Annotated in this window: 28 protein-coding genes and 1 tRNA gene; 12 read left to right on the top strand and 17 right to left on the bottom strand. The window is 70.3% G+C overall.

Annotated features, from left to right (window positions below):
• Positions 1–62: 62 nt before the first annotated feature.
• The 3 genes from ACWJI7_RS07725 to ACWJI7_RS07715 all read right to left on the bottom strand — a co-directional run bounded on the left by ACWJI7_RS07725 (position 63) and on the right by ACWJI7_RS07715 (position 2,269).
• Complete coding sequence (locus ACWJI7_RS07725) at positions 63–818, bottom strand: anti-sigma factor domain-containing protein (protein ID WP_479936773.1); 756 nt, start codon at positions 816–818, stop codon at positions 63–65.
• Positions 815–1,426: a sigma-70 family RNA polymerase sigma factor gene (locus ACWJI7_RS07720; protein WP_479936772.1), complete on the bottom strand. Its 612-nt coding sequence runs from the start codon at positions 1,424–1,426 to the stop codon at positions 815–817. The genes ACWJI7_RS07725 and ACWJI7_RS07720 overlap by 4 nt, the downstream gene beginning before the upstream one ends.
• A 111-nt stretch (positions 1,427–1,537) precedes the next feature.
• Complete coding sequence (locus tag ACWJI7_RS07715; protein ID WP_479936770.1) at positions 1,538–2,269, bottom strand: DUF429 domain-containing protein; 732 nt, start codon at positions 2,267–2,269, stop codon at positions 1,538–1,540.
• A gap of 82 nt (positions 2,270–2,351) precedes the next feature.
• Between ACWJI7_RS07715 and ACWJI7_RS07710 the strand changes: the two genes are divergently transcribed.
• Entirely contained in the window at positions 2,352–2,654 is a 303-nt protein-coding gene (locus tag ACWJI7_RS07710; protein ID WP_479936768.1) for a DUF427 domain-containing protein, read from the top strand.
• Positions 2,655–2,829: 175 nt separating this feature from the next.
• Here ACWJI7_RS07710 and ACWJI7_RS07705 read toward each other — a convergent pair whose 3' ends face one another.
• Positions 2,830–3,111 (bottom strand): hypothetical protein, encoded by a 282-nt coding sequence (locus ACWJI7_RS07705; protein WP_479936766.1) that lies wholly within the window; start codon positions 3,109–3,111, stop codon positions 2,830–2,832.
• 320 nt (positions 3,112–3,431) lie between these two features.
• Between ACWJI7_RS07705 and ACWJI7_RS07700 the strand changes: the two genes are divergently transcribed.
• Positions 3,432–4,424 carry a fatty acid desaturase gene (locus ACWJI7_RS07700; protein WP_479936765.1) on the top strand — a complete coding sequence of 331 codons (993 nt, stop codon included), beginning with the start codon at positions 3,432–3,434 and terminating at the stop codon, positions 4,422–4,424.
• A gap of 80 nt (positions 4,425–4,504) precedes the next feature.
• Positions 4,505–4,687: a hypothetical protein gene (locus ACWJI7_RS07695; protein ID WP_479936763.1), complete on the top strand. Its 183-nt coding sequence runs from the start codon at positions 4,505–4,507 to the stop codon at positions 4,685–4,687.
• Here ACWJI7_RS07695 and ACWJI7_RS07690 read toward each other — a convergent pair.
• Positions 4,680–5,159 carry a DUF427 domain-containing protein gene (locus ACWJI7_RS07690; protein WP_479936761.1) on the bottom strand — a complete coding sequence of 160 codons (480 nt, stop codon included), beginning with the start codon at positions 5,157–5,159 and terminating at the stop codon, positions 4,680–4,682. The genes ACWJI7_RS07695 and ACWJI7_RS07690 overlap by 8 nt on opposite strands.
• A 30-nt stretch (positions 5,160–5,189) precedes the next feature.
• Here ACWJI7_RS07690 and ACWJI7_RS07685 point away from each other — a divergent pair, with 30 nt between their 5' ends.
• Together ACWJI7_RS07685 and ACWJI7_RS07680 are read left to right on the top strand one after the other, a co-directional pair.
• Positions 5,190–5,792 (top strand): rhomboid family intramembrane serine protease, encoded by a 603-nt coding sequence (locus tag ACWJI7_RS07685; protein WP_479936760.1) that lies wholly within the window; start codon positions 5,190–5,192, stop codon positions 5,790–5,792.
• A 10-nt stretch (positions 5,793–5,802) separates the two neighbouring features.
• Complete coding sequence (locus ACWJI7_RS07680; RefSeq protein WP_479936758.1) at positions 5,803–6,090, top strand: hypothetical protein; 288 nt, start codon at positions 5,803–5,805, stop codon at positions 6,088–6,090.
• Between the two features lie 12 nt (positions 6,091–6,102).
• On the opposite strand, the gene ACWJI7_RS07675 is transcribed toward ACWJI7_RS07680, so the two are convergent.
• Genes ACWJI7_RS07675 through ACWJI7_RS07665 form a run of 3 tightly spaced genes read right to left on the bottom strand, consistent with a single transcriptional unit; the run spans position 6,103 to position 7,863 of the window.
• On the bottom strand, positions 6,103–6,348 hold the full coding sequence (locus tag ACWJI7_RS07675; protein WP_479936756.1) for a Nif11-like leader peptide family RiPP precursor: 246 nt from the start codon (positions 6,346–6,348) through the stop codon (positions 6,103–6,105).
• 53 nt (positions 6,349–6,401) lie between these two features.
• Positions 6,402–7,175, bottom strand: a complete 774-nt coding sequence (locus ACWJI7_RS07670; protein WP_479936754.1) for a potassium channel family protein — start codon at positions 7,173–7,175, stop codon at positions 6,402–6,404.
• A gap of 55 nt (positions 7,176–7,230) precedes the next feature.
• A complete protein-coding gene (locus ACWJI7_RS07665; RefSeq protein WP_479936752.1) occupies positions 7,231–7,863 on the bottom strand; it encodes an SOS response-associated peptidase in 633 nt (210 codons plus the stop codon).
• A gap of 99 nt (positions 7,864–7,962) precedes the next feature.
• Here ACWJI7_RS07665 and ftsH point away from each other — a divergent pair, with 99 nt between their 5' ends.
• The 4 genes from ftsH to ACWJI7_RS07645 all read left to right on the top strand — a co-directional run bounded on the left by ftsH (position 7,963) and on the right by ACWJI7_RS07645 (position 11,828).
• Positions 7,963–9,846 carry an ATP-dependent zinc metalloprotease FtsH gene (gene ftsH / locus ACWJI7_RS07660; RefSeq protein WP_479936750.1) on the top strand — a complete coding sequence of 628 codons (1,884 nt, stop codon included), beginning with the start codon at positions 7,963–7,965 and terminating at the stop codon, positions 9,844–9,846.
• A 56-nt stretch (positions 9,847–9,902) separates the two neighbouring features.
• Positions 9,903–10,859 carry an ornithine carbamoyltransferase gene (argF, locus tag ACWJI7_RS07655; RefSeq protein ID WP_479936748.1) on the top strand — a complete coding sequence of 319 codons (957 nt, stop codon included), beginning with the start codon at positions 9,903–9,905 and terminating at the stop codon, positions 10,857–10,859.
• A 115-nt stretch (positions 10,860–10,974) separates the two neighbouring features.
• Complete coding sequence (gene lexA, locus ACWJI7_RS07650) at positions 10,975–11,667, top strand: transcriptional repressor LexA (protein ID WP_479936747.1); 693 nt, start codon at positions 10,975–10,977, stop codon at positions 11,665–11,667.
• 88 nt (positions 11,668–11,755) lie between these two features.
• Positions 11,756–11,828: transfer RNA gene (locus ACWJI7_RS07645), tRNA-Ala, on the top strand.
• Between the two features lie 271 nt (positions 11,829–12,099).
• Here ACWJI7_RS07645 and ACWJI7_RS07640 read toward each other — a convergent pair.
• The 3 genes from ACWJI7_RS07640 to ACWJI7_RS07630 form a co-directional block, all read right to left on the bottom strand.
• Positions 12,100–13,365 carry an MFS transporter gene (locus ACWJI7_RS07640; protein ID WP_479936745.1) on the bottom strand — a complete coding sequence of 422 codons (1,266 nt, stop codon included), beginning with the start codon at positions 13,363–13,365 and terminating at the stop codon, positions 12,100–12,102.
• 150 nt (positions 13,366–13,515) lie between these two features.
• A complete protein-coding gene (locus tag ACWJI7_RS07635; protein ID WP_479936919.1) occupies positions 13,516–13,821 on the bottom strand; it encodes an AMP-binding enzyme in 306 nt (101 codons plus the stop codon).
• Between the two features lie 112 nt (positions 13,822–13,933).
• On the bottom strand, positions 13,934–14,611 hold the full coding sequence (locus ACWJI7_RS07630) for an AMP-binding protein (protein WP_479936743.1): 678 nt from the start codon (positions 14,609–14,611) through the stop codon (positions 13,934–13,936).
• A gap of 647 nt (positions 14,612–15,258) precedes the next feature.
• On the opposite strand from ACWJI7_RS07630, the gene ACWJI7_RS07625 reads away from it, so the two are divergent.
• Both ACWJI7_RS07625 and ACWJI7_RS07620 read left to right on the top strand, forming a co-directional pair.
• Complete coding sequence (locus ACWJI7_RS07625) at positions 15,259–15,648, top strand: hypothetical protein (protein ID WP_479936741.1); 390 nt, start codon at positions 15,259–15,261, stop codon at positions 15,646–15,648.
• Positions 15,649–16,029: 381 nt separating this feature from the next.
• Positions 16,030–16,353, top strand: a complete 324-nt coding sequence (locus ACWJI7_RS07620; protein WP_479936739.1) for a hypothetical protein — start codon at positions 16,030–16,032, stop codon at positions 16,351–16,353.
• Positions 16,354–16,509: 156 nt separating this feature from the next.
• Here the strand turns inward: ACWJI7_RS07620 and ACWJI7_RS07615 are convergent, their stop codons facing one another.
• From ACWJI7_RS07615 to ACWJI7_RS07595, 5 genes are all read right to left on the bottom strand, one after another.
• Positions 16,510–17,511 carry an NAD(P)-dependent alcohol dehydrogenase gene (locus tag ACWJI7_RS07615; protein WP_479936737.1) on the bottom strand — a complete coding sequence of 334 codons (1,002 nt, stop codon included), beginning with the start codon at positions 17,509–17,511 and terminating at the stop codon, positions 16,510–16,512.
• Positions 17,512–17,545: 34 nt separating this feature from the next.
• On the bottom strand, positions 17,546–18,070 hold the full coding sequence (locus tag ACWJI7_RS07610) for a hypothetical protein (RefSeq protein ID WP_479936735.1): 525 nt from the start codon (positions 18,068–18,070) through the stop codon (positions 17,546–17,548).
• 93 nt (positions 18,071–18,163) lie between these two features.
• Positions 18,164–18,835: an ATP-binding cassette domain-containing protein gene (locus tag ACWJI7_RS07605; protein ID WP_479936733.1), complete on the bottom strand. Its 672-nt coding sequence runs from the start codon at positions 18,833–18,835 to the stop codon at positions 18,164–18,166.
• A gap of 17 nt (positions 18,836–18,852) precedes the next feature.
• Positions 18,853–20,004 carry an ABC transporter permease DevC gene (devC, locus tag ACWJI7_RS07600; RefSeq protein WP_479936732.1) on the bottom strand — a complete coding sequence of 384 codons (1,152 nt, stop codon included), beginning with the start codon at positions 20,002–20,004 and terminating at the stop codon, positions 18,853–18,855.
• The gene (locus ACWJI7_RS07595; RefSeq protein WP_479936730.1) at positions 20,001–21,059 is read right to left on the bottom strand and encodes an HlyD family efflux transporter periplasmic adaptor subunit; all 1,059 of its coding nucleotides are present in this window, start codon (positions 21,057–21,059) and stop codon (positions 20,001–20,003) included. Before ACWJI7_RS07595 ends, devC begins: the two co-directional genes overlap by 4 nt.
• A 122-nt stretch (positions 21,060–21,181) precedes the next feature.
• Between ACWJI7_RS07595 and ACWJI7_RS07590 the strand changes: the two genes are divergently transcribed.
• The gene (locus ACWJI7_RS07590; RefSeq protein WP_479936728.1) at positions 21,182–21,832 is read left to right on the top strand and encodes a TetR/AcrR family transcriptional regulator; all 651 of its coding nucleotides are present in this window, start codon (positions 21,182–21,184) and stop codon (positions 21,830–21,832) included.
• Positions 21,833–21,859: 27 nt separating this feature from the next.
• Here the strand turns inward: ACWJI7_RS07590 and ACWJI7_RS07585 are convergent, their stop codons facing one another.
• Positions 21,860–23,182 carry an AmpG family muropeptide MFS transporter gene (locus tag ACWJI7_RS07585; protein ID WP_479936726.1) on the bottom strand — a complete coding sequence of 441 codons (1,323 nt, stop codon included), beginning with the start codon at positions 23,180–23,182 and terminating at the stop codon, positions 21,860–21,862.
• Between the last annotated feature and the right edge of the window lie 113 nt (positions 23,183–23,295).

Here is a 23,295-nt window from a genome sequence, read left to right as displayed (position 1 = left end):
CGGGATGTCGGTCGGGGATCGGGCCGCTGGGCAGCCGATCGGATTGGGATGGAGAGCACCGCTCAGATCGTGCTGGAGAGCACGGTGGGGCCGTGGGGGCCGCTGCCGCGGGCCTCCAGCGATTCGAGGCTCACGGTGAGGCTGCTGGCCTGGCTGGTGGGCTCCGGAGGAATCGGCATCGACACCGTGCCGTTGGCATCGGGCACGAAGTGGACACAGCCCACCTCCTTGCCGTTGACCCGGGCCCAGAGCCGGTACGCATGGCGGGGCGGCGGAGCGGGCAACCCCTCCAGCCGGAGCATGTTGTAGGGCTGGGTGCCGCTCACCTGCACCTCACCGCTGGTGCGGTGGGCGGCATCCAGGCTCCGCAGCGGCAGGGTGCGGCTGACCCGCAGGGGCGCACCACCGGTGGGACCGGGGGTCTGGGTGGGCGTGGCTTCGAAGCGGGCCAGCTGGCTGCGGGTGCGCCAGAGCTCGCCACCGGTGGCCACCAGCGCCAGGCCCAGTGCCACGGGGAGCCACCAGCGACGGCCACCGGCCCGGCCGGAGTCGGGCTGGGAGGCGGGCGGCGACGGCTGCAGCAGCTGACGCCGCAGCCGCGGAGGGGGCTGGACGGCCGCGTTGAGGCCCAGAGGGAGCAGATGGAGCGTGGTCTGGAACTCCTCCAGCCGTTGGTGGAGCTCAGGGCACTCGTCCAGCCGGGCCGTGAGCCGATCCCGTTCCCCATCATCGAGGTCCCCGAGCACGAAACCGGCGAGCAGCTCATCGTCCAGGGGGCCGGGGAGGCTGCGGGCGTTGGGAGAGATGGGGTGACTCATGGGGCGGCTCCGAAATCGATCAGCAAGGTGCGCAGCCGGATCAGGCCCTGACGTGCGTGGGTTTTGACGGTGCCGAGGGGCAACGCCAGCCGGGTGGCGATCGCCGACTGGCTCAGCCCCTCGTAGTAGGCCAGCTCCAGCACCTCCCGCTGCCGGGGAGGGATCGTGTCAAGGGCGGCCCGCACCCGGGTGGACAGATCGTCGCTCTCGGCTCTCTCCTGGGGCCCGCTCAAGGGTCTCGGAAGCAGCTGGGTGGACCATTGCTGGATCTTCTGCCAGCGCGACTGCCGCTGACTCAGCCGGTTGAGCGCCATCGATCGGGTCAGCAACAGCAGATAGGCGAGCACCGGACCCCGGGTGGGCTCATAGCGACCCTGCCGCCAGTAGCGCACGTAGACGTCATGGGTGAGGTCTTCCGCCTCCTGGGGCGAACGGCAGAGCCGCAGCGCCAGGCGGTAGACCGCCGCGCTGGTGGCGTCATAGAGCCTGGCCAGGTCGTCGTGGACCGGCTGGGCCTGCTCCATCGGCGTGAGGCCTGCGCCCGGATCGTCGCGATCACCGCGGCACCTCGACAGCGGCTCCTCCCGGCGGGTCATCGGTGTCGGCATGACGGGCCCGACGCGGAGCAGAACGGGGGAAGGGTCACGGGTCGCGGATCGTTACGCCTTGGATACCGGCCAGGCGTCCGATCGGATGGGCTCCTCCGCAGCGGTGGGGCCTCAACCGCAGATCTCCATCGGCAGGCCGCAGCCATCAGGCTCGCCTCCCAGCACCAGGGCCTCATCGCGCCAGAGGCGGCCGGCGGCATGGAGACAGGCCAGGGCATCGAGGAGATCATCCGCTGCCCAGCCCCCCGGCGCCAGCTGGGCGGCGCAGGCCGCCAGCGCTCCCGGCCGGTCGGCCTCAATCAGGGCCCGACGCTCGGCGCGGCCGGCGGCGCTGCGCTTGCCGTGCCGCAGTGGCCGGCCGGCCCACAGCTGAAAGATCAGCTCGGGATGGGCCTCGCGAACCAGCCCCGCCGGTAGGCCTCCGCGCCGCAGCCCGTCGAGCTGCCGGATGCGCGGCAGGAGGTTCCAGGCCTGGATGGTCAGGGCCCGGCCATCGCGGCGACGGCCGATCGCGCAGGCTTCTTCGTGGCTGGTCGCCACCAGCATGGGCCGGATCGGCGCGGGAAAGACGCTGGTGCCGCGCGGATGGCCCAGCAGGCGGCGGGCCTGGCGGTCACAGGGGCGCGCGCCGCTCTCCGGCAGACCGATCGGCATGTCCACCGCCACCTGGACGATCGGGCCGGCGGGGGGCTCGGGCCCGGAGGGATCGAGGCCTAGGTCCCCCAGCTCCGGCAGGATCCAGGCCCGCAGCTCCCGGCCGCCCGGGCCGGCCTGGGGATCGGCGCCCGGCGGGCGCCCGCCCACGCACAGCCAACCGGAGCGGCAGCCATCGATACCCACCACCTGCATGCGTGATCGCCGCCAGGGCCGGCGCCATCCTGCCCGCCGCCCGGAGGCCGCCCAACCGGGACGTCCGGGCTCCAGGATGGGCGTCCCCGTCGTGGTCGCCATGGAAGCCCGCTGGAATGACGTTGTCCTCGCCAGCAGTGACGACATCGTCAAGCTGGAAGGCAATGCTTACTTCCCCGCCGAAGCGCTGAACCTCGAGCACCTCCGTCCCTCCTCGCACCGCAGCGTCTGCGGCTGGAAGGGCGAAGCGCACTACTACGACCTGGTGGTCGGCGACCAGGTGAACGCCAACGCCGCCTGGTTCTATCCCGAGCCAAAGAGCGCCGCCGAGGAGATCCGCGGCCGGGTGGCCTTCTGGAAAGGCGTCTCGGTGCGTTGAGGGCTCAGCTGGGCTGGGGCAGTCCATTGACCAGCGGCTGCTCGGGCCCCCTCCGGGCCACGGTCTCCAGTTCCAGGTCCGGCGCCAGCCTCCAGCACAGCCGCCACGAGACGATCAGCGTCGTGCCGCACCACCGCGCGGCGCCGACGGTCCCCGTGCACCAGGCAAGGTTCCATCAGGGCCGGCCAGGGTCCCAACCTGTCCGGGCCGAGGCTCCAATGGCCCGCCGCACGGGGATCTCCATCCCCACGGGGGGATCGGCGAAGCGCACCGTGGCCTCCCGACCGGTACGGACATCGGTGAGGGCGGCCTCGCTCTCCCCATCCAGCTCGTGCACCAGCAGGCGGGTGGGGAAGCGCTCCCGCTCCTTCCCATCGGGGCCCAGCCGGATGAAGCTGCCGACCCAAAGGCCGGCACTGGCTTCGAGCAGGCGGTCGCGGCGATCAACAGGGGGCATGGGGAAACGGGCGGGAGCCGGGCGCTCGAACCGGCCGTCAAACTGGCCTGGAGGCGGGCGCCGGTGGAGGGCCGATCCGCCGCCGGCACGTCCCATCCCCTTAGGGTTGATTCTCCGCGAAGGGTGATCCCCTGGGCCCATCCGCTCTCCACCAGCGCCCGTCCCCCGACCCCTCCCCCCAACCCGCAACACGCCCCGACTCCGAGTCCTCCACCCCTGGGGATGCGGCTGAGAAGCGGGAGATCAGCCGCTCCGATTTCATCCTGGGGCCCTACCTCCGCCGGGACGATGGCAAGGCGTCCTGGCAGATCCTCAACACCGTGGTGCCCTACCTGCTGCTGTGGGCGCTGCTGGTGGTGGCCGCCCGCCACTCCCTCTGGCTCACCCCGCCGCTGCTGCTGGCGGCGGTGCTGTTCTCCGGCCGCTGCTTCTCACTGATGCACGACTGCGGCCATCACTCGCTGTTCACCTCCCGCCGGGTGAACCGGCTGGTGGGCTTCGCCCTGGGCGTCATCAATGGCATTCCCCAGTACCCCTGGTCCCAGGGTCATGCCTTCCATCACCGTCACAACGGCAACTGGGACCTCTACCGGGGGCCCTCCGCCCTGATCACCCTCGAGGCCTACCGGGCCCTCACACCCAGGCATCAGGCCATCTACCGGCTGTTGCGCCATCCCCTGATGCTGCTGCCGGGGGGCTTCTTCTATCTGGTGATCAAGCCCCGCCTGGCCCTGCTGCTCGGCAGCACCGGGTTCCTCGGCCATGCAATCGGCCGCTACCGCCAGAACCCGAGGACTCCGCTGCGCGAGGTGGTGGGCACCTACCAATCCCGGCACTGGTACTCCGGCGCCGAATTCGTGGATCTGCTGCTCAACAACCTCTGCGTGGTGGCCAGCTGGCTCGTGCTCGGCCAGCTGATCGGTGTCGGCCTGTTCTGGAGCCTCTACGCCATCGTGATGGCCTGCTCGGCGGCCCTGTTCATCTGCATCTTCTTCGTGCAGCACAACTTCGAGGGCTCCTACGCCCATCGCACCGACGACTGGAGCGAACTCAGCGGGGCGATCGAGGGCACCAGCCTGCTGGAGCTGCCGCCGCTGCTGAACTGGTTCACCGCCGACATCGGCTGCCACAACATCCACCACCTCTGCGAACGGATCCCCAACTACCAGCTACGGGCCTGTCAGCAGCGCAACATCACCCGGCTGGACGGGGCCCGGCGGCTGCGGCTGCAGGACATCTCCTCCTGTTTCCAGTACGTGCTCTGGGACCACGAAGCCCAGTCCCTGGAGCCGTTGTCGGCCGCTGGCCATTAAGAGCCGTTGCAGGGCCAGGTTCGGGCCCGGGGGAGCCATAGCGTCAGTGCAGCGTTCCCTGGCACCACCGCGACAGGACCATGGACATGGGCGAGCTGTTCCTGGAAAGCCTCTCCACCGGAGTGATCACCACCGCTGAGATCGGGTGGGTCACCGCCCACCAGGGCCACTTCAACCGCCAGGAGGAAGCGGCCGCCCTCAAGCTTGGCCGCCTGCTCGATCAGGGCCGCATTCAGATCGGCTGCCGGATGCCGCTCAGATAAGTTCGGGATGGGCTGGATCCCCCTTGAAGGGGCCCTGCACCCGTGAACTGATCCAGCCGCCGTAGAAGCCACCGGGCTGGGGCGTGACCTGTTCGCCGTCGAGCCAGCAGCCCTCCATCCGCCCCGGATACACCGCGAACCAGCCGGCCAGGGCCCCATAGGCGGCCGTCGGCGCCGGATAGCTCCAGACGGCGCGCTCCAGGCGGCGCTCTCCCACCACCACGTCGAAATACCGGGCCCAGCCCTTCCATTCGCAGAAGCTCCGCCCCGCCGCCGGCTCCAGCAGGTCCAGCCGCACCGCCTCGGGCGGCAGATAAGGGGTGGGGGGATGGAAGGTCTCCAGCACCCTCAGCGAGCGGCGTCCCTCGGCCAGCAGCTCGCCGAGGGCGCGGATCTGCAGATGGGCGTCGTCGCTCTCCAGCGCCGGCGGCCGTGGGTAGTCGCACACCCGCTCCAGGCCGAACCCCCCCATCGCGCCCCATCGCCATCGACAATGGCCAGCATGGCGCCCCCCGCTTCCCAACGGATCCCCGACCGCCCCCCGGGCCCCCTGGCCCGCCTTGGCGCCACGGCCCTGATCCCGCTTGGGATCCTCAGCGTCGCCTGGGGGCAGGAGCTGGTCGACCAGCTCCTGTTCGGCGGCCGCTGGAACCTGCCGATGGTGCCGGGGGGCTCCTTCCTGGGCGTGATCACGGCTCCCTTCAGCCATGGCGATCTGGGTCACCTGATCGGCAACAGCCTCTGGTTCCTGCCGCTCTCCTGGCTGGTGCTCCTCAAGGGGCGGCGCGACTACCTGGCGGTCTGGCTGTGCAGCTACGCCGTCACCATCCCGCTCTGGCTGTTCTGGCCCACCGCCAGCCATGGGCTCTCCGGCGTGGTCTTCGCCCTGCTGGGCTACCTGCTGGTGATCGGCCTGCTGGAGCGGAGGCCCCTGTCCATGGCCCTCTCGGTGTTTGCTCTGGTGAGCTACGGCGGGGTGCTGCCCGCCCTGCTGCCGTTCGCCTCCCCGCCGGGGGTGAGCTGGATCGGCCATGCCAGCGGCTTCGTCGCCGGGGTCATCGCCGCCTTCGCCGTGTTCCGGGAACCGGGAGACTGGGCCCCGTGATGATCCGCTGATGTCCTGTCCCCGCTGCGGAAGCTGGAGCGTGCGCCGCGACCGGAGCCTGGCGGGGCGGATGGTCTGCGGACGCTGCAGCATGCCCCTGGCCGGCGCCGCGGCCCGGGGCGGGCGGAGTGCGTCGCTCAGGCCGGGGGGGGGACGCGGCCTGCCGATCCGCCTTGGCGGGGTCTGGCGCTGGGCCCTGCCCCTGGGGCTGCTGGTGGCGCTGAGCGCCTGGCTGGCGGGCCAGAGCCCATCGCGGCAGCCGAACCTGCCGTTGCCCCAGGGCGGGGTGATCCGCTGAGCGGGGGGAGCCTCAGCCGTGCACGAAATTGCGCAGACGGCGGGCCTCGATGCCGGCACGCCGCTGCAGGTCGTCATCGCTGAGTCCCGACTCCTCCCGTTGCTGGGCGGCGAGCACGTCGGCCTCCTCGAGGCGGAAGCCCTCCCGCTGGGCCAGGGCCAGGAACGAGGCCAGATCCAAAGGCTGGGCGAGCTGCTCCCGCAGGGCCTGGGAGCCCCGGGCGTAGCTCAGGAAGGCATCGAGCTGCTGGAGGCTCACGGCGGCGGAAGGCGAGGTCGACCTCCTTGTTAGCGGAACCGCGCCGCGGTCGCTCAACGCGGCGGGGGCTCCTGCTCCTCGCTCTCCTGCTGGAAGGTGAAACGGCCGATCAGCAGGCCCATCACCACCGCCATGTAGATCGGGCCGATCACGCTGAAGACCACGGTGCTCATCTGGGAGAGCGGCGTCATCGGCAGCACGTCCCCGAAGCCCACCGTGCTCAGGCTGACGAAGGCGAAGTAGTTGAGCCGGGCAAAATCCAGCTGCCAGACCTGGGGGCTGGCCTGTCCCATCGCCTGGCTGCTGTTCAGCAGTCCATCGGGGTCGTGCTGGCTGATGAAACTGCCCGGCTGAATCGTCTCGAGGGCGGTGAACAGCAGACCTGCCGTGAGGCCCAGCAGCAGATACCCGGCCACCGCCCCCATCAGCACCCGGCCGTTGACCTCGCGCTCCTCCGCCAGGAACCCCACCAGACGCAGCACGCTCCAGCCCACGAACACCGTGGTGAGCACCAGCAGGGGCCAGCCGCTCTGGCGGTTGGCCAGGGGCGTGAAATACCAGAACCACTGGGCGACCAGGGTGGCCAGCCCCAGCAGCCGGTAGGGCAGGTCCCACGGATGGACCCGTCCCCCATGGCGGGTGGCCCCCTCCAGCTCGACCACCAGCAGCAGGATCGCCAGGTTGTAGCCCACGGCGCCGACGCCGTGGAGCCTCTGGGGCAAGGCCAGGCTCGCCATCACCAGGACCATCACCAGCAGGAGATGGCCGTAGAAGCGGTGGCGACGCCGCTGCCGGGCCTCGGAGGAAAGGGTGGGGAGACGGGGCAAGGGCAGCAGCGGACGCGCCCGCATTGTGACCACCCGGCGCCTCTCCAGGGAGGGTTCAGGTGAAGAGAGTCCCCTGGGCCGGGCGCTCCGGCGGCGGCAACGCCTCCCAGCCGGCCGGATCCCAGCCCTGCAGCAGCGGTTCGAGCGACCGCAGGGACGCTCCGTCGGCCGGGGCCAGCCAGGCTTCCTCCAGTCCATCGGGAAGGATCACCGGCATCCGCGGATGCAGGGGCCGGATCAGGGCATTGGGGGCCGTGGTGAGCACGCAGCAGGTCTCCACCTCGCTGCCATCGGCACCGATCCAGCGGTCCCACAACCCGGCCAGCCAGAACGGCCGCCCGTCCCGGCGGCGAACCGTCCAGCCCGTTTCGGCGAAGGCATCGGCGGGCAGGAGGCAGCGGCGGTGGCGCCAGGCGCCTCGGAAGGAGGCCTTCTCCATCACCGTCTCGCTGCGGGCGTTGAAGGGCCGGGGCGCCGCCAGGGGATCCTTCACCCATTCCGGCAGCAGGCCCCAGAGCAGCAGGGCGCTGGCCACGACCCCATGCTCCTGGCGCAGCGCCAGCACCGGCTCGCCGGGGCGGATCTGGGGGCGCGGCACGTGCAGGCGGGCCAGGTGCCCCGGCAGGCGGCCGCCCAGCCGGGGCAGCAGGGCGTCGATGCTGGTGGTGAGCGAGTAGCGGCCGCACATGGGCTGATCCGGGCGGTGACGTTCGGTTCTCACTCCCGCCTGCCGGTCCGGAGCGTCGATCACACGGCCTAGTTTGTCTCCAACGCCGCCCCAGCCCCCATGGCCCTCCGCCAGGACGACAACCGCCCGAACCGGCGGTTCGGAATCATCAACCTGGTGCTGATCGGTTTCGGCGTGTTGCTGCTGTTCAGCAACTTCCTGCCGAACCCCGCCGCCCAGCAGGTGCCCCGGGTGCCCTACTCGCTGTTCATCGATCAGGTGAACGACGGCAACGTCAAACGCGCCTTCATCACCCAGGACCAGATCCGCTACGAGCTCAGCGATGCGCCGGAAGGCACCCCCAAGGTGTTGGCGACCACGCCGATCTTCGACATGGACCTGCCCCAGCGGCTTGAACAGAAGGGGGTGGAGTTCGCCGCCGCGCCGCCGAAGCGGCCCAGTTTCTTCACCACGCTGCTGAGCTGGGTGGTGCCTCCGCTGATCTTCATCCTGGTGCTGCAGTTCTTCGCCCGCCGTCAGATGGGCGGCGGCGCCCAGGGGGCCCTCAGCTTCACCAAATCCAAGGCGAAGGTCTACGTGCCCGATGAGGAGTCGCGCGTCACCTTCGCCGATGTGGCCGGCGTGGATGAGGCCAAAACGGAACTCAACGAGATCGTCGACTTCCTCAAGACCCCCGAGCGGTATGCCGCCATCGGCGCCCGCATCCCCAAAGGCGTGCTGCTGGTGGGCCCTCCCGGCACCGGCAAGACCCTGCTCTCCAAGGCCGTGGCCGGGGAAGCCAGTGTGCCCTTCTTCATCATCTCCGGTTCGGAGTTCGTCGAGCTGTTCGTGGGCGCCGGAGCGGCCCGGGTGCGCGACCTGTTCGAGGAGGCCAAGAAGAAGGCGCCCTGCATCATCTTCATCGACGAACTCGACGCCATCGGCAAGAGCCGCTCCGGCTCGATGGGTGTCGTGGGCGGCAACGACGAGCGGGAGCAGACCCTCAACCAGCTGCTCACCGAGATGGACGGGTTCACCGGTCAGGACAAACCGGTGATCGTGCTGGCGGCCACCAACCAGCCCGAAACCCTCGATGCCGCCCTGCTGCGGCCCGGCCGCTTCGACCGCCAGGTGCTGGTGGATCGCCCGGATCTGTCCGGCCGCAAGATGATCCTCGACATCTATGCCAAGAAGGTGAAGCTGGCCGAGGCCGTGGACCTCGACAAGATCGCCCAGGCGACCAGCGGTTTTGCCGGCGCCGACCTGGCCAACCTGGTCAATGAGGCCGCCCTGCTGGCCGCCCGGGCCTACCGCACCACGGTGGAGCAGGGGGATCTCAACGAAGCGATCGAGCGGGTCGTGGCCGGCCTCGAGAAGAAGAGCCGGGTGCTGCAACCCGATGAGAAGCGCGTGGTGGCGTACCACGAGGTGGGGCACGCCATCGTGGGTCACCTGATGCCGGGGGGCAGCAAGGTGGCCAAGATCTCGATCGTGCCCCGCGGCATGGCGGCCCTGGGCTACACCTTGCAGCTGCCCACCGAGGAGCGGTTCCTCAATTCCAAGGAGGATCTCGAAGGCCAGATCGCCACCCTGCTGGGGGGCCGCTCCGCCGAGGAGATCGTCTTCGGGGAGGTCACCACCGGCGCGGCCAACGACCTGCAGCGCGCCACTGACATCGCCGAGCAGATGGTGGGCACCTACGGCATGAGCGACACCCTCGGTCCGCTCGCCTACGACAAGCAGGGCGGCAGCCGCTTCCTGGGGGGTCCGAACAACCCACGCCGCTCCGTCAGCGACGCCACGGCCCAGGCGATCGATCGCGAGGTGAGGGGGCTGGTCGACCGGGCCCACGAGCGGGCCCTCCTCATCCTCCGAAGCAACCGTCCCCTGCTGGAGGCCATCGCCGGCAAGATCCTCGACAAGGAGGTGATCGAGGGCGATGAACTCAAGGATCTGCTCGCCTCCAGCTCCATGCCGCAGGAGGCCGTGCTCAGCCCGGCCTGAGCCGGACTTGACGGCGGGGGGGGCGCTCCCCGATAAGGGATCTTTGAACTGGGGTCATGGGCCCGTCGCTCAGCCATCCCATCGCCGGCCTGGCCGCCCTGCACGGTCGGGACCTGCTCTCCTCCGCCGACCTCAGTGCCGGCGAAACCCTGGCCCTGCTGGATCTGGCCCGGGAGCTCCGCGCCGGCAGCCGTCGGATCGATCTGGCGGGCAAGGTCCTCGGCCTGATCTTCACCAAGGCCTCCACCCGCACCCGGGTGAGTTTCTCGGTGGCGATGAGCCGGCTGGGGGGCGCCACCCTCGATCTCAACCCCTCGGTGACCCAGGTGGGCCGGGGCGAGCCGATCGCCGACACGGCCCGGGTGCTGAGCCGCTACGTGGATGCCCTGGCGATCCGCACCTTTGAGCAGACTGAACTGGCCGAGTACGCCCACTGGGCCTCCATCCCGGTGATCAACGCCCTCACCGACCGGGAGCATCCCTGCCAGGCCCTCGCCGATCTGCTCACCCTCCGGGACGCCTTCGGAGCCCTCGAGGGTCTCTGCCTCGCCTATGTGGGGGATGGCAACAACGTGGCCCATTCCCTGCTGCTCTGCGGTGCGCTGCTGGGGGTGCAGGTGCGGATCGGCTGCCCGGAGGGCTTCGAGCCCGATCCGGCCGTGCTTGAGCAGGCCCGCCGACTGGCCGATGATCGCGGCTCGGTGGTGGTGCTGCACGATCCGGTGGCGGCCGTGCGCGGCGCCCATGCCCTCTACACGGATGTGTGGGCTTCGATGGGCCAGGAGGAGGAGCAGGCCGAGCGGGCCGCCGCCTTCGCCGCCTTCCAGCTCAATGAAGACCTGCTGGCCGAGGCCGATCCGATGGCAATCGTGCTCCACTGCCTGCCGGCCCACCGGGGGGAGGAGATCACGGCCGGAGTGATCGAGGGGAGCGCCAGCCGCGTCTTCGATCAGGCCGAGAACCGCCTGCACGTCCAGCAGGCCCTGCTGGCGGCCCTGCTGGGCGGCCTCTGAGTCCTGACCCCCGCCCCCCTCCGGGTGGCCGAACCGCCACGAACCCCGCCCCACCCCTGGACAAGTCGGCCCGGAGCACGGAACACTGGGAAATGGTGCATGCGTACTGCCGGTGATGAGATCCTCCCCGCACCCCCTGTCGGCGTCGGCCGCGGAGACGTCTGCTCGGTCGGCGTCGCCGGGAGAGTCGCCCTCCGGTCCCTCCGACCGGGACCTCACAGGCGCCCAGCAGGAGCTCTATGACTGGCTGACGACCTACATCGAGCGGCACCGCCACAGTCCTTCGATCCGCCAGATGATGGAGGCCATGGGCCTGCGCTCGCCCGCGCCGATCCAGAGCCGGCTGCGCCACCTCCAGCAGAAGGGCTGGATCACCTGGCAGGAGGGACAGGCGCGCACCCTGCAACTGCTCGGCGCCCGGCCCGCCGGCATTCCGGTGCTCGGTGCCGTGGCCGCCGGCGGCCTGGTGGAGCCCTTCCACGATCTGGAGGAACGGCTCGACCTGCAGCCCGTGCTCGAGACCCGCGGACTGTTCGCCCTGACCGTCAACGGCGACAGCATGGTGGACGCCCACATCGACCACGGCGACGTGGTGCTGATGGAGCCGGTGAACGATCCGCAGCGCCTGCGGCCGGGCACCATCGTGGCCGCCCTGGTGCCCGGCAGCGGCACCACCTTGAAGCACTTCCACCGTGAGGGTGCCCGGGTGCGGCTGGAGGCCGCCAACGCCGCCTACGAGCCGATCCTGCTGGACGCCGATCAGGTCACCGTGCAGGGGCGGCTGGTGGCCGTGTGGAGGCAGGTCTGAGCCCCCTGCGTTGTAAGCTCGTCCAGCGCCAAATCGAGGGCCCACCGGCCCCCCGGACGACCAGCGTTCGGTTCGCCAGGCGTTCCATGGGGCCATAGCTCAGCTGGTAGAGCACCTGCATGGCATGCAGGGGGTCAGCGGTTCGAGTCCGCTTGGCTCCATTGATTTTTCGAGATCTGCAACCATCAGATGGGCGCAGAAACGGGCGCCTTCCCGCTCCCACCGGCTGATCCGCTGCTCAGGGAAGAAGCCCCTGCGGTGGCCGTGGGAACCAGGGTGGATCTCGTGTGGCCAGCGGTCCCAGGCACCTCCCTGAACTGGGCCGCGGCGAGATGCACCCCTGGTGATCACAACGCAGTGGCCACCACTGTCCTGTTAGGGGGTGAGTGATCTCCTGCGGACTGGATCAGGCTTTGGAATCGTCATCAGAACTCATGGTGACGCCCCATGGGGGCCCGGCTGACGGCGCCAGATCAGCAGTGTCGCCAGGGTGGCCACTGCACCGCAGACCACGGCAAACAGAAAGGGTGCTGACGGCCCCGCTGCGGTGAGTTCACCGCCCAGAAAGGAGACAATGGCAGCGGCCAGGGTGAACAGTGCCGTTGAGAAACCCATCACCCAGCCCTGTTCGTCGCGGGCAGCGGCCTGAGAGTAACCGGACAGGATGGTTGGGTAGGCGATGCCGTGCAGGGCCCCGGCGGGAAGCAGCAGAGCCAGGGCCAGAGGGCCCCAGGGCACCGCCATGAAGGCGATGATCACTCCGCAGAGGAGCAGCGTGACCACCACCAGGATGGTGCGCCGCGACAGCCGGACATTGAGGGGCTCGACCAGGAGGCCACTGGCCCCGGCCAGCCCGATGCCAAGGAAAAACATGGCGATGCTGGCCGCCTGCGCGCCGTAGCCGAACCGGGCCGTGAGATCGGCGGCAGCGAACACGTAGAACGCCATGAAGCACAACATGTAGGGGAAGTACGCCGCGGTGATCCGGAGCACGCTCGGCCTGTCCAGCGCATGCCTGAGCATGTCGGAGATCTCGAGGGGGTTGAGCCGCAGCGGGGCCCGCGCCGTCACCACGTCGTGGAACCCGAGCAGCACCAGCACCAGGGCCAGCAGGCACAGCACGCCGCCCACCACGAAGGGCAGCAGGGGGGAGGCCAGCGGACCCAGGAGTGCTGGATCGGAGAACACGCCACCGATGATCGGTCCGATCACCAGCCCGAAGCTCACACCCACGGTCGCCAGACCGAGGTTGCGTGTGCCCTCCTTCTCACTGCAGGCCAGATCGATCATCGCCGCGGCGGCGATCGGCTGGGTTCCCGCTGTGAACCCGGTGATGGCGCGCGAGGCCACGAGCAGACCGTAGCTGTGCAGCGCGATCCCCACAACGGCCAGCACGTAACCGGCACAGGCGCCCATCAGGCAGATGAGGATCCCCAGCCTGCGGCCGATGCTGTCGGACAGCCGAGCGATATAAATCGAGCCGAAGAACCAGGTGAGGAAGAACGTGCCGATGGCGATCCCGTAGCTCACTGCGGCCTGCGACGGCGTGGTCCCGGCCGGAAGGAAGCGCGATCCGCTCTTCAGCAGCAGGGCGTCGAAGATCGGGAAGGCCAGCCCCTGCCCCATCACATCGACCAGGCACACGACCATCAGGGCCAGCACCGCCATGCTGATCCCTGGCGCCGGGGGCCGTGACATTGCTGTGCTCAGCGAGGGGGCACGAGGCCGTGACAGGCCCTGGGTGCTGTTCGCAGTATCCGGCGAATGGAGCGGTACTCCAGTGGAGGGCGCGGAGAACGGTCGTGAATCGAAAGGCTTAGGGGCCTTCTCGAAGAGCCGCTCTCGTGGTCACGGGCCAGGGGAGTGCGAGGCCCGCCCGGCCAGCTCCTCGCCCAGCTGGTCCATCGCCCGTTCCCGCAGCAGCACCCGGTCAACCTTGCCGGTGCCGATGCGGGGGAGATCCGCAGCGCTCAGGAACTGCACCGGCAGTTTGTAGGCCGCCAGGCGTTGGGCCAGGTAGGCCCGCAGAATCTCCTCATCCAGGACGGGGACGCCGGGCTGCGCCTGGATCCAGGCCACCGGCACCTCACCATCGCGGGGATGGGGCACCCCCACCACCACGACGGCGTGCACGGCGGGGCAGGCATCGAGCAGTTCCTCGATCTCCGCCGGGGCGATTTGGAGCCGCGGCGGACGATCAGCAGTTTGCGCCGCCCGCAGAACCAGAGGGTGCCGTCGGCATCACGCTGGGCCAGATCGCCCGTCATCAACCAGCCCGCTCGGAACAGCGCACGGGTCGCCTCGGGATCGTGCCAGTAGCCGATGGTCGCCGCGGCTGTGCGCACGGCGATTTCCCCCCTCTCGCCAGCCATGACCTCCGTGGTTCCCGATTCCGGAAGCAGGCGGAGCTCGGTGCCGGGGGTGGCACGACCGATCGAGCCTGCTTCCGCTCGCCATGGACCGGCTGCATGGCGTAGGAGCCACCGACCTCCGTCATGCCGCAGCCCTCCAGCACCGACCAGCCGAAGAGCGTGTGAAAGCGCTCCTGCAGCTCCAGGGGCACGGTGTCGCCTGAGCCGATCACCCGGCGCAGGGAGGGAAGGGCCAGGCGGTGGGTCTCGAGGTGATCGACGAAATCGAGCGGGTCACTGGCCAACAGGCCGAACTCGCCGACGCCGTGTTCCAGGATCAGCGCTGCGGCTGTGGCGGCCGGCGGCCGCGTCGCCAGCACCACACGGGCGCCGGAGCGCAGGCTGGGCAGCAGCTGGGTCTGGAGGCCGCCCGCATGGCTGAGGGGCTTGGCCACGAGCACCACCTCCCCGGCCGGCAGCACCACACACCGCGGCTCGAAGCGCGCCAGCGTCACCCTCACCTCCGCCTCCGCCAGCCGTCCGCTGATCGGCATGGAGATCGCCCCGATGCCATAGCAGGCCAGGGAGAGCATCACGGTCTCGGGGCCGTTGGGCAGTCGCCAGGCGACCCGGGGCCAGCAGCGCCGCCCGACCTGGATCAGGGGTCACGCCATCGTCGAGGAGGCGCTGCAGACCGGTCGTGGGCATGGGGAGGCGGAGGCGGAGGCGGAGGCGGAGGGGAAGGGGGGTTTGTTCCGGCCCTGGTCGTGCCCCCCAGGGAGCTCCTGCCCGTCTCGGATCGCGCACCGTTCAGGCACGTCCGCTTCGACGTCTGGTTCCAGGACGCCAGCGGCGCGTACGGGTGGGGCCTTCCACCGATGCATCGCTTCGCAGGGCGAGAAGGTCGCGGGACGGACCGATGCCGATGTCGGCTCCAGCAGCGAATCCGCCTCCACGGCCGCCACCCCGCGGGGCAACGACCGGAGCGTGCTCGAGAGCGGCAACTCCCCTGTTCCCCCGTGGGCGGATCGAAGGAGCAGGACACCTCAGCCTGTGCCGGGCAACTGGATGGACAGCCCGTGACCGGCCGGATGTCCGTCCTGGCGCCCGGGGACTGACGTTCATGTGGTGGGGAAGGGGCGGGAATCGGTTTCCGGCTGGGACCGGAGGCCGGCGCCAGGCGCTGGTCAGCGGGGTTGCTCAGGGGCCACTGTGTGGCTGGCGTCCGCTGCACCGATCCATGGCCACCGCCCCCTATCTGATCGCCTTGGCCCTGCTGGAGCAGGCGGGGCTGCGGACGATGCCCCTGCAGGGCAAGTCCTTGCCGGAACCCCTGCCCGGCGACGGGGACCCTGGGGAGGTGGGTCGCCAGCAGGCCCTCGAACTGCTGGTGCGGGTGTGGCAGCGCAGCGAATCAGGTCCGTTGCGCCGGGCGGCCGGCGATCACAGCCTGCTGCTGGCGGAGGTGCCGATCGAGGCCCTGCAGCAGCAGCTCCCGGCCCTGAAGGCCGGGTGGATCGCCAGTGGCGACAACAGCCGCTGGTTGCAACAGCTGCGGGAGCTGGCCGGAGGCATCTGGCTCCTGGGACTCGAACCGCGCGAGCCCCTCCGCTTTCGGCGGATTCAGTAGATCGCGATCCCCCGCCGACACGACTGGTCGAGGGCCACGGGGTCCTGCGGCGTGCCAGGGCCAGGCATCCGGGCGAACCCCACCTGGCCCTGAGCAGACGGCGAAACCCAGCCCTGCCGCCCTGCAGAGGCACCCGCGGGAGCATTTGCAGGTGAGGCTCCACATCGCCGCCAAACGGCGGAGACGGTTCAGCCGATGGTGCCTGGGATCCGCCCTGAGCCACGCGAACGCCCCTCAAGCAGGGGAGGGGAGCGGGCCTTCGAGGAGCCGGAGCTGACCGGCTGAATTCAAGGGAAATCCTGGCCCTCTCCCGGCTCCCCAGCAGGCGGATAACCCCACGGATCCTGCCCCGATCATGAGCACCCGCTCCTACACCACCCTGTGGCGGCGCACACGAACCCTGTCGTCAATCCGAATGTCTTTATTGTGCATATCCATCCCTTTGACCGCAGCCACTTCCCCCTGGATGCCCTGGGCAGCCATCTGCTCAACCAGTTGCTTCATCAACTCGTCTTCCACCTTATTCTGATCGAAACCACTGGGAGTGAGATCTGCCAGAAAGCGGCCAATCCGAGTTGCCACCAGAGCCGAAGGATTGGTAACTTTGATGACAATCATGACAGATGGCAGACATTCAGCCTGGAGATTGTATCGCACATCGGCTGGCTCATTGAAGTGCACAAACGCACCGCAATCCCGTATTGATGGAGTTGCGAACCAGGCGGATCATTCCACCAGAACTCGCCATCCTCACGGCGCTATTGTCACTCCGATGGGAGCATCCATGCCACGGCCCGGCTCGATCCGGGTTCGATAGGCCTCGGAGCGCCCACTCCGCCCCCCTTCCCGGCAGGGCCGAGATCAAACCGGCCCATCGAGCACGAACCGATAGCGCACATCGCCGGCCCGCAGCCGGGCGATCGCGGTGTTCAGCTCGGCCATCGGCAGATGTTCCACCTGGGGCCGGATGCCATGGCGCACGCAGAACTCCACCATGGCGAGGAGGCTGGCCGGGGAGGAAGTGGGGCTGCCCGTGAACTGGAGCCGGCCGGCGATGAAGGGGAAGGCGGCCAGGGGGATGGGATCGGTCACCACCCCCAGCTGATGCAAACAACCCTTCGGAGCCAGCGCCCCCACCACAGCGTTCCAGTCGAGTGTGTGGTTGCTGGTGTTGATGATCAGGTCGAAGCGCCCGCGGTGGTCGTCCAGATCAGCCAGTTCGACCACCTGATGGGCTCCGAACCCCCGGGCCTCCTCCGCCTTGGCGGGGCTGGTCGTGAGGGCCGTCACCTCGCAGCCCCAGGCCCGGGCGAACTGCAGGGCCAGGTGGCCCAGGCCGCCGATTCCGATCACCGCCACCCGGGCCGTCGGGCTGATCGCCCCATCGAACAGGGGGGCGAACACCGTGATGCCGCCGCAGAACAGGGGGCCGGCATCGGCGGCGGAGAGGCCCTCCGGCAGCGGGATCAACCAGTCCTGATGGGCTTTGACATGGCTGGCGAAGCCGCCGCTCCGACCCACGATCGTGGACTCCAGCGACGCGCACAGGTTGGCGTCGCCGCCCAGACACCAGGCGCAGTGCCGACAGCTGCCGGCAATCCAGCCCAGCCCCCGCACCTGCCCCAGCAACACCGGGTCCACACCCTCGCCCACCGCGCTCACCCGTCCCACGGCTTCATGGCCGGGCACCAGCGGGAAGGAGGACACTCCCCAGGCATTGTCGATCATCGACACATCGCTGTGGCAGAGGCCACAGTGCAGCACCTCCAGTACCACCTCATCGGCGGCGGGCTCAACCAGCGTGCCGACAGCACGCTGGAGAGGGGAGCCGGCGTGCTCCGCCTGCCACACGGTGATCTGCATGGGAGCCTGCTTCGGGTTTCGGTTCTAGCCAGGCTCACTCGGCCGTCGCCGGCCGACCCAGCCCCTCGCCCTCGCCGCTGAAGAAGCCGGCCAGGCTGAGGCCCGCCTCGTGGGCGGCCACGGTGACCCGCAGCTTCTGATCCTCGTCGAGGCCATCCCAGAAGGCATGGAAGAGATCCAGGGAGGCCTTGCCGGCACCCACCGCCCCCAGCAGGGTGAGCGGCACGGTCAGCCAGGGGAACACCAGGAGCACCACCGACAGCACCGCCCCCACCGCCACCCCGGTCTTGGCCGTCTCCAGGCTGGTGCTGAGCACCAGCTTCAGCTGGGTGGCCCGGTCGATCTCACCCCGCTTGCGCAGGGCTTCGGTGCGCAGGGCCGTGAGCAGGGCCTGATAGATGGCGTAGGTGAGCACCCCGCCCACGGTGCTCTCGGAGATGAACTCTCCGCCGCTGAAGGCGCCGCCGTTGGCATTCAGGTCCACCGAGGCGAAGCCGGCCAGGGGGGCCACTTCCCAGCCGGCGCGGGGAATGCGGAAGGGGTCGTGCTCGCGGGTCATGGCGGGGGGGCGATGGGACCGAGAGTCCCAGTCTGGGGCCTTCCGGCCTGTTGGGGAAGACGGGCCCGCCGCGCCGTCCCGCGGCGGGCCCGCTCAGACCAGACGACCGTCCTCCAGGCAGAGGATCCGATCGGCGATGTCCAGGATGCGATTGTCGTGGGTGACCATCAGGATCGTGGCGCCGTCCTCCCGGGCCAGGCGCTGCATCAGCGTCACCACGTCGCGGCCGGAGCGGCTGTCGAGGGCGGCGGTGGGCTCGTCGGCCAGCACCAGGGGCGGCTGACTGACCAGGGCCCGCGCCACCGCCACCCGCTGCTTCTGGCCGCCCGAGAGCTGATCGGGGAAGGCCGGCGCAGACGCCCCCAGCCCCACGCTCGCGAGGATGGCCAGGGCCCGGCGGTTCATCTCCGCCTCGGAGAGCTCGCCGCGCACCTCCAGGGCCATGCGCACGTTCTGCAGGGCCGTGAGGCTGCGGTGCAGGTTGTGGGCCTGAAAGATGTAGCCATGCTCCCGGCGCGCCAGGGTGAGTGTGCGGGAGTCGCAGCCGATCAGCTCCCGATTCAGCACCTTCAGGCTGCCGCTCTGGCCGGCCCGCAGCCCTCCGATCAGGGTCAGCAGGGTGGTTTTTCCCGATCCTGACGGACCGGTGAGCAGGACGATCTCCCCCGCCGCCACCTCCAGCCGGATGTCCGTGAGCACCTGGCGCCGCAGGGCGCCGCTGCCGAAGTGGTGGTGGAGCCCCTGAATCACCAGGCTGCTGGCCATGGGGGATCCGCTCCAGTTCAGAACAGTTCGGCGGGATCGGCCGCCCGCAGCCGCCGGGTGGCGATCCCGCCGGAGGCCAGGCACATCACCAGGGTCAGCACGAACACGACCAACGCCCGCGAGACCGTCATCGCGATCGGCAGGCGGGTGGCGTTGGCGGCCAGGGCATAGAGACCGATCGGCAGCACCAGCCCCGGCAGAAAGCCGAGCGCGGCCAGCACCAGCGACTGCTCGACCACCACCAGCAGCAGATAACGGTGGCGGAAGCCCATCGCCTTGAAGGTGGCGTACTCCCCCAGATGGGCATTCACATCGGTGGAGAGCACCTGGTACACGATCACCACCCCCACCACGAAGGCCATCGCCGTGCCGAGGCTGAAGATGAAGCCGATCGGGCTGGTGACCCGCCAGTAGGCCTCCTCAAAGGCCACGTACTCCCGGGCGCTGAGCACCTTCACGTCCTCCGGCAGATGGGCCCGCAGCTGGGCCAGCACCGGTTCCAGCGCCGCGGCCGGGGTCAGTTTGATCAGGCCGACGCTGATGCTGCTCACGCTCCGGCGGGGAAACAGCCGCTGGAAGGTGTCCTCACTGGCCATCAGGGTGGCGTCCGCTCCGAAGGAGGCCCCGAGCGTGAACAGTCCGGCGATGGTGAGCGTGCGGCGTTCAACCTCGGTGCGGACCGGCTCCCCCCGCTCCAGGGCCTCGATGACCTGGCCATACCGGCCGCGGGCGCCGCGATCGAAGAGAACCGTGTCCGGCAGCTGGAGGGAGCTCCTCTGGGCCGTCACCTCCGGCAGCCGCAGCACCGCGGAGTCGGGATCGAAACCCAGAACCTGCACGGTGGCATTGAGCCGGGTCTGGGGATTGCGCCAGGTGATCGTGCTCAGATGCAGGCCCCGGGCGTCGGCGACCCCGGGCACATCGAGGGCCTGGAGGAGGCGGCGGCGCGGGAAGGTGGAGAGGTTCTGGAGGTTCTGGGCCCGGGGGCTGATCAGCACGATGTCGCCGTCGAAGGCGCGCACCAGGCGGGTGTTGCTGTCGTAGAGGGCCGCCTGGAAACCCAGCTGCATGAACATCAGCACATCGGCGAAGGCGATGCCGGCCAGGGCCACCACCAGTCGGCCCGGCTCATGGCGCAACTGCAACCAGCCCAGCGGGATGCGGCTCACGGTCCGATCACCGCCCGCACCTGCAGGTTCGAGAAGCCGGCCGCCCGGGCACTGCTGGCGGGAGTGAGGGGGGCGTGCACCTCCACCACCCGGCTGTCGGTGTTGGCACTCGGGTCGGTATTGATCACCGCCTGGCGCCGCACGATCGCCCCGATCCGCCCCACCCGGGCGTCCAGTGGACCGGGCAGGGCCGGACTGGTGATCCGCACCGGTTGCCCCGGCCGCACCCGGCCCCGATCACTCTCATAGACCTCCGCCACCACCTGCATGCGATCGGTCTGGCCGACCTCCACGATTCCGTCCGTGCCGGCGGCCTCCCCCGCCCGGCTCCTCACCCCCAGCACGCGGCCATCGATGGGGCTGCGCACCAGGCTGTCCCCATGGCGGGCCTGGGCGCTGGCCAGCGCCGCCAGGGCCGCCTCGAGGCCGCGGCGGGCCGCGATCACATCCACGGTCTCGCCGGCCGCCAGCCCGGCCCGCTGGCGGGCCAGCTGCACCTGCGCCTCCTGCAGCGAGGCCGCCACGGTCTCGCGGGTGAGGCGGCGATCATCCCGGTCCTGGGCCGAGACCGCCCCCCGCTCGAACAGGGACTGGTAGCGCTCCAGCTCCGCGCCGGCGGTGCGCAGCTGGGCACGCAGGGAGGCCACCCGGGCGGCCTGACTGCCCAGACCGCTGCGGGAATCCGCCTGGACCACCGTCAACCTGGCGCGGGCCTGATCGCTCTGGGCCCGGGCCTCGGCGACGGCGGCCCGCAGCCTGGGCTCGCTGTCGAGCACCGCCAGCACCTGGCCCCGCCGGACGCGGTCGCCCTCCTCCACCAGCAGGCTCCGCAGCGTCGGTTGACCGCTGCCGGCGCTGGGGGCGGCGATGGTGCGCACCTCCCCCACCGGCTCCAGCCGGCCCAGGGCGGTCACCGTGCGGATCGGGGCGATCGCCTGGGGCGGCGGCCGCCGCCGGGCCTGGGTGAGCCGAACGGCCAGACCAATGCCGCCCCCCGCCAGGGTGAGGGCCACCAGGGCGGGAAGCCAGCGGCGGCGGGGGAAGCTCAGGTCCACGGGGAAGGAGCATGTCGCTTCTCCAGACTAAACGGTTCAGTACAATCTGGGTCCCCTGTCGCGCCCGCCCGCCGCCTCGCACGGGCTCTCCTCTCCAGCTCCCGTCTCCTGCCCCTTCACGCATGCCACGGCCCCAGCCGCCCGCCGACACGCCCTCATCCGCCCCCCGCCGCTCCCAGGGCAAGCGGGCGGCCATCCTGCGGGGCGCCATGGAGGAATTCCTCGGCCATGGCTACGCCGCCACGAGCATGGACCGGATCGCCGCGGCGGCGGCGGTCTCCAAGGCCACGGTCTACGCCCATTTCGCCAACAAGGACAGCCTCTTCCAGGCCCTGACCGCCCACCTGGTGGAGGAGCGGTTCACCCGGCTGTTCGGCAGCTCGGCGGCGGAAGCCCTACCCCCCGAACCCCGGCAGGCCCTGGCGGAGCTGGCCCATCGTCTGCTGACGATCGATCGTCAGCAACCCGATTTCCTCGCCTTCCTGCGGCTGGTGATCGGCGAATCCGGCCGTTTCCCCCAGCTGGGCCCCATCTTCGTCGAGCGGGTCCACCAGATCGCCTTCCGGCAGGTCAGCCAGCTGTTCGCCGCCCTGGCGGAGAGCGCACCCCGGGGCGGCGGCGGCCCGGAGCGGGATCCCGAACTGCTGGCACGGATCTTCATCGGCTCGCTGGCCCATCTGCTGATCGTGCAGGACCTGATGCACGGCCGGGAGGTGGTGGCGGTGGATCGGGAGCGCTTCGCCGCCGGCCTGGTGGAGCAGCTCAGCCGCTGAAGGCGACGGGGCGCCCCCGGGGGCCGCTCAGGTGGCATCCCGGCGCGGATCGAAGGCGCCGCGGGCCTCCATTTCGTTCCAGGGGGTGAGACGGAGCATCAGCAGGAAGGCCGGCAGAGCGGCCAGCGCGCTGAGCAGGAAGAAGCTCGGCCATCCGGCCCGCTCGGCCACCACCCCCGCCGGCGCCGAGAGCACCGATCGGCTCATGGCGTACACCCCGGAGAGCAGCGCGTACTGGGTGGCCGAGAAGCGGGGATTGCAGAGGCTCATCAACAGGGCCACAAACACCGCCCCGACCATCCCGCCCGCCATATTCTCCAGACTCACCGCCGCGATCAGACCCCCCAGCCCCCCCCCGAACCGCGCCAGGCCCCAGTAACTCAGATTGCCGATCGCCCCGGCCAGGGCGAACAGCCAGAGGGAGCGGTTCATGCCCAGCCGGGCAAACAGCACACCGCCCAGCACGGTGCCGGCCATGGTGGCGGCGATGGCCCAGCCCCCCTGCACCAGCCCGATGTCGGCTTCACTGAAACCGCTGGTGGTGAGGAAGGGAATCGCCATGGCGCTCAGCAGGCCGTCGGGCCAGCGGTAGAGCAGCACCAGCAGCAGCAGCTGCCAGGCCCGGTTCGGACCGGCGCGGCGCAGGAAGTCGCGGGCCGGCCCCAGCACCGCCTGACGCAGGCTGGTAACCGGATGCTGGATCGGTGCCAGCCGGGGCGCCGCCAGGGTGAACGGCAGCACCAGGGCGATCAGGCCCGCCGCTCCGAGGAAAGCCGCTGGCCAGCCGAACCGGCCGGCCAGAAGGAAACCACCCGCCCCCACCGCGAGCATGGCGCCCCGATAGCCGAGCGCCGAGGCGGCCGCGCCGGGGCCCCGCTCCCGCTCCGGGAGCAGGTCGGTGCGGTAGGCGTCCACGGCGATGTCCTGGGTGGCGCTGCAGATCGCCAGCAGCAGGGCCATCAGGCCGATGGCCAGCAGCTGGCCCGGGGCCGTGCCCGGCCGCAGCAGGGCCATCGCAGCGATCACCGCCACCAGCGCAAGCTGGAGCAGCAGCAGCCAGCCCCGGCGACGGTCGGGCCAGGGGATCGGCCAGCGATCGAGCGCCGGCGCCCAGAACAGCTTGAAGGTGTAGGGCAGCTCCGCCAGAGGAATCAGTCCGATCAGGGCCAGGGGCACCTGGCTGGCGCTGAGCCAGCCCTGCAGCAGCCGGCTGCCCACCATGTAAGGGGTGCCGCTGGCCACACCCTGGGCGGCCACCGCCACCAGCCGGTTCCAGGTCCGCCCCCCGGAGCCCCCCGCGTCACCGTTACGGCCCGGAGCGGGAAGGCCGGGAGGGACGGCTGGGGACACGGCAGCGCCACGGGTCGCCGAACCTTACGCAGGGCGCCGCGGCAGTGAGGCGGCCCTGGCCGGGGGCATGCCAGCGGTCCAGCCATCAGAATGGCCGCCAACTCCCGGACCCT

Source organism: Cryptocyanus atlanticus LEGE 06306 (assembly GCF_056633155.1).
Note: the sequence above shows the minus strand (reverse complement) of the source record. Positions and strands in the feature narration are given on the sequence as shown.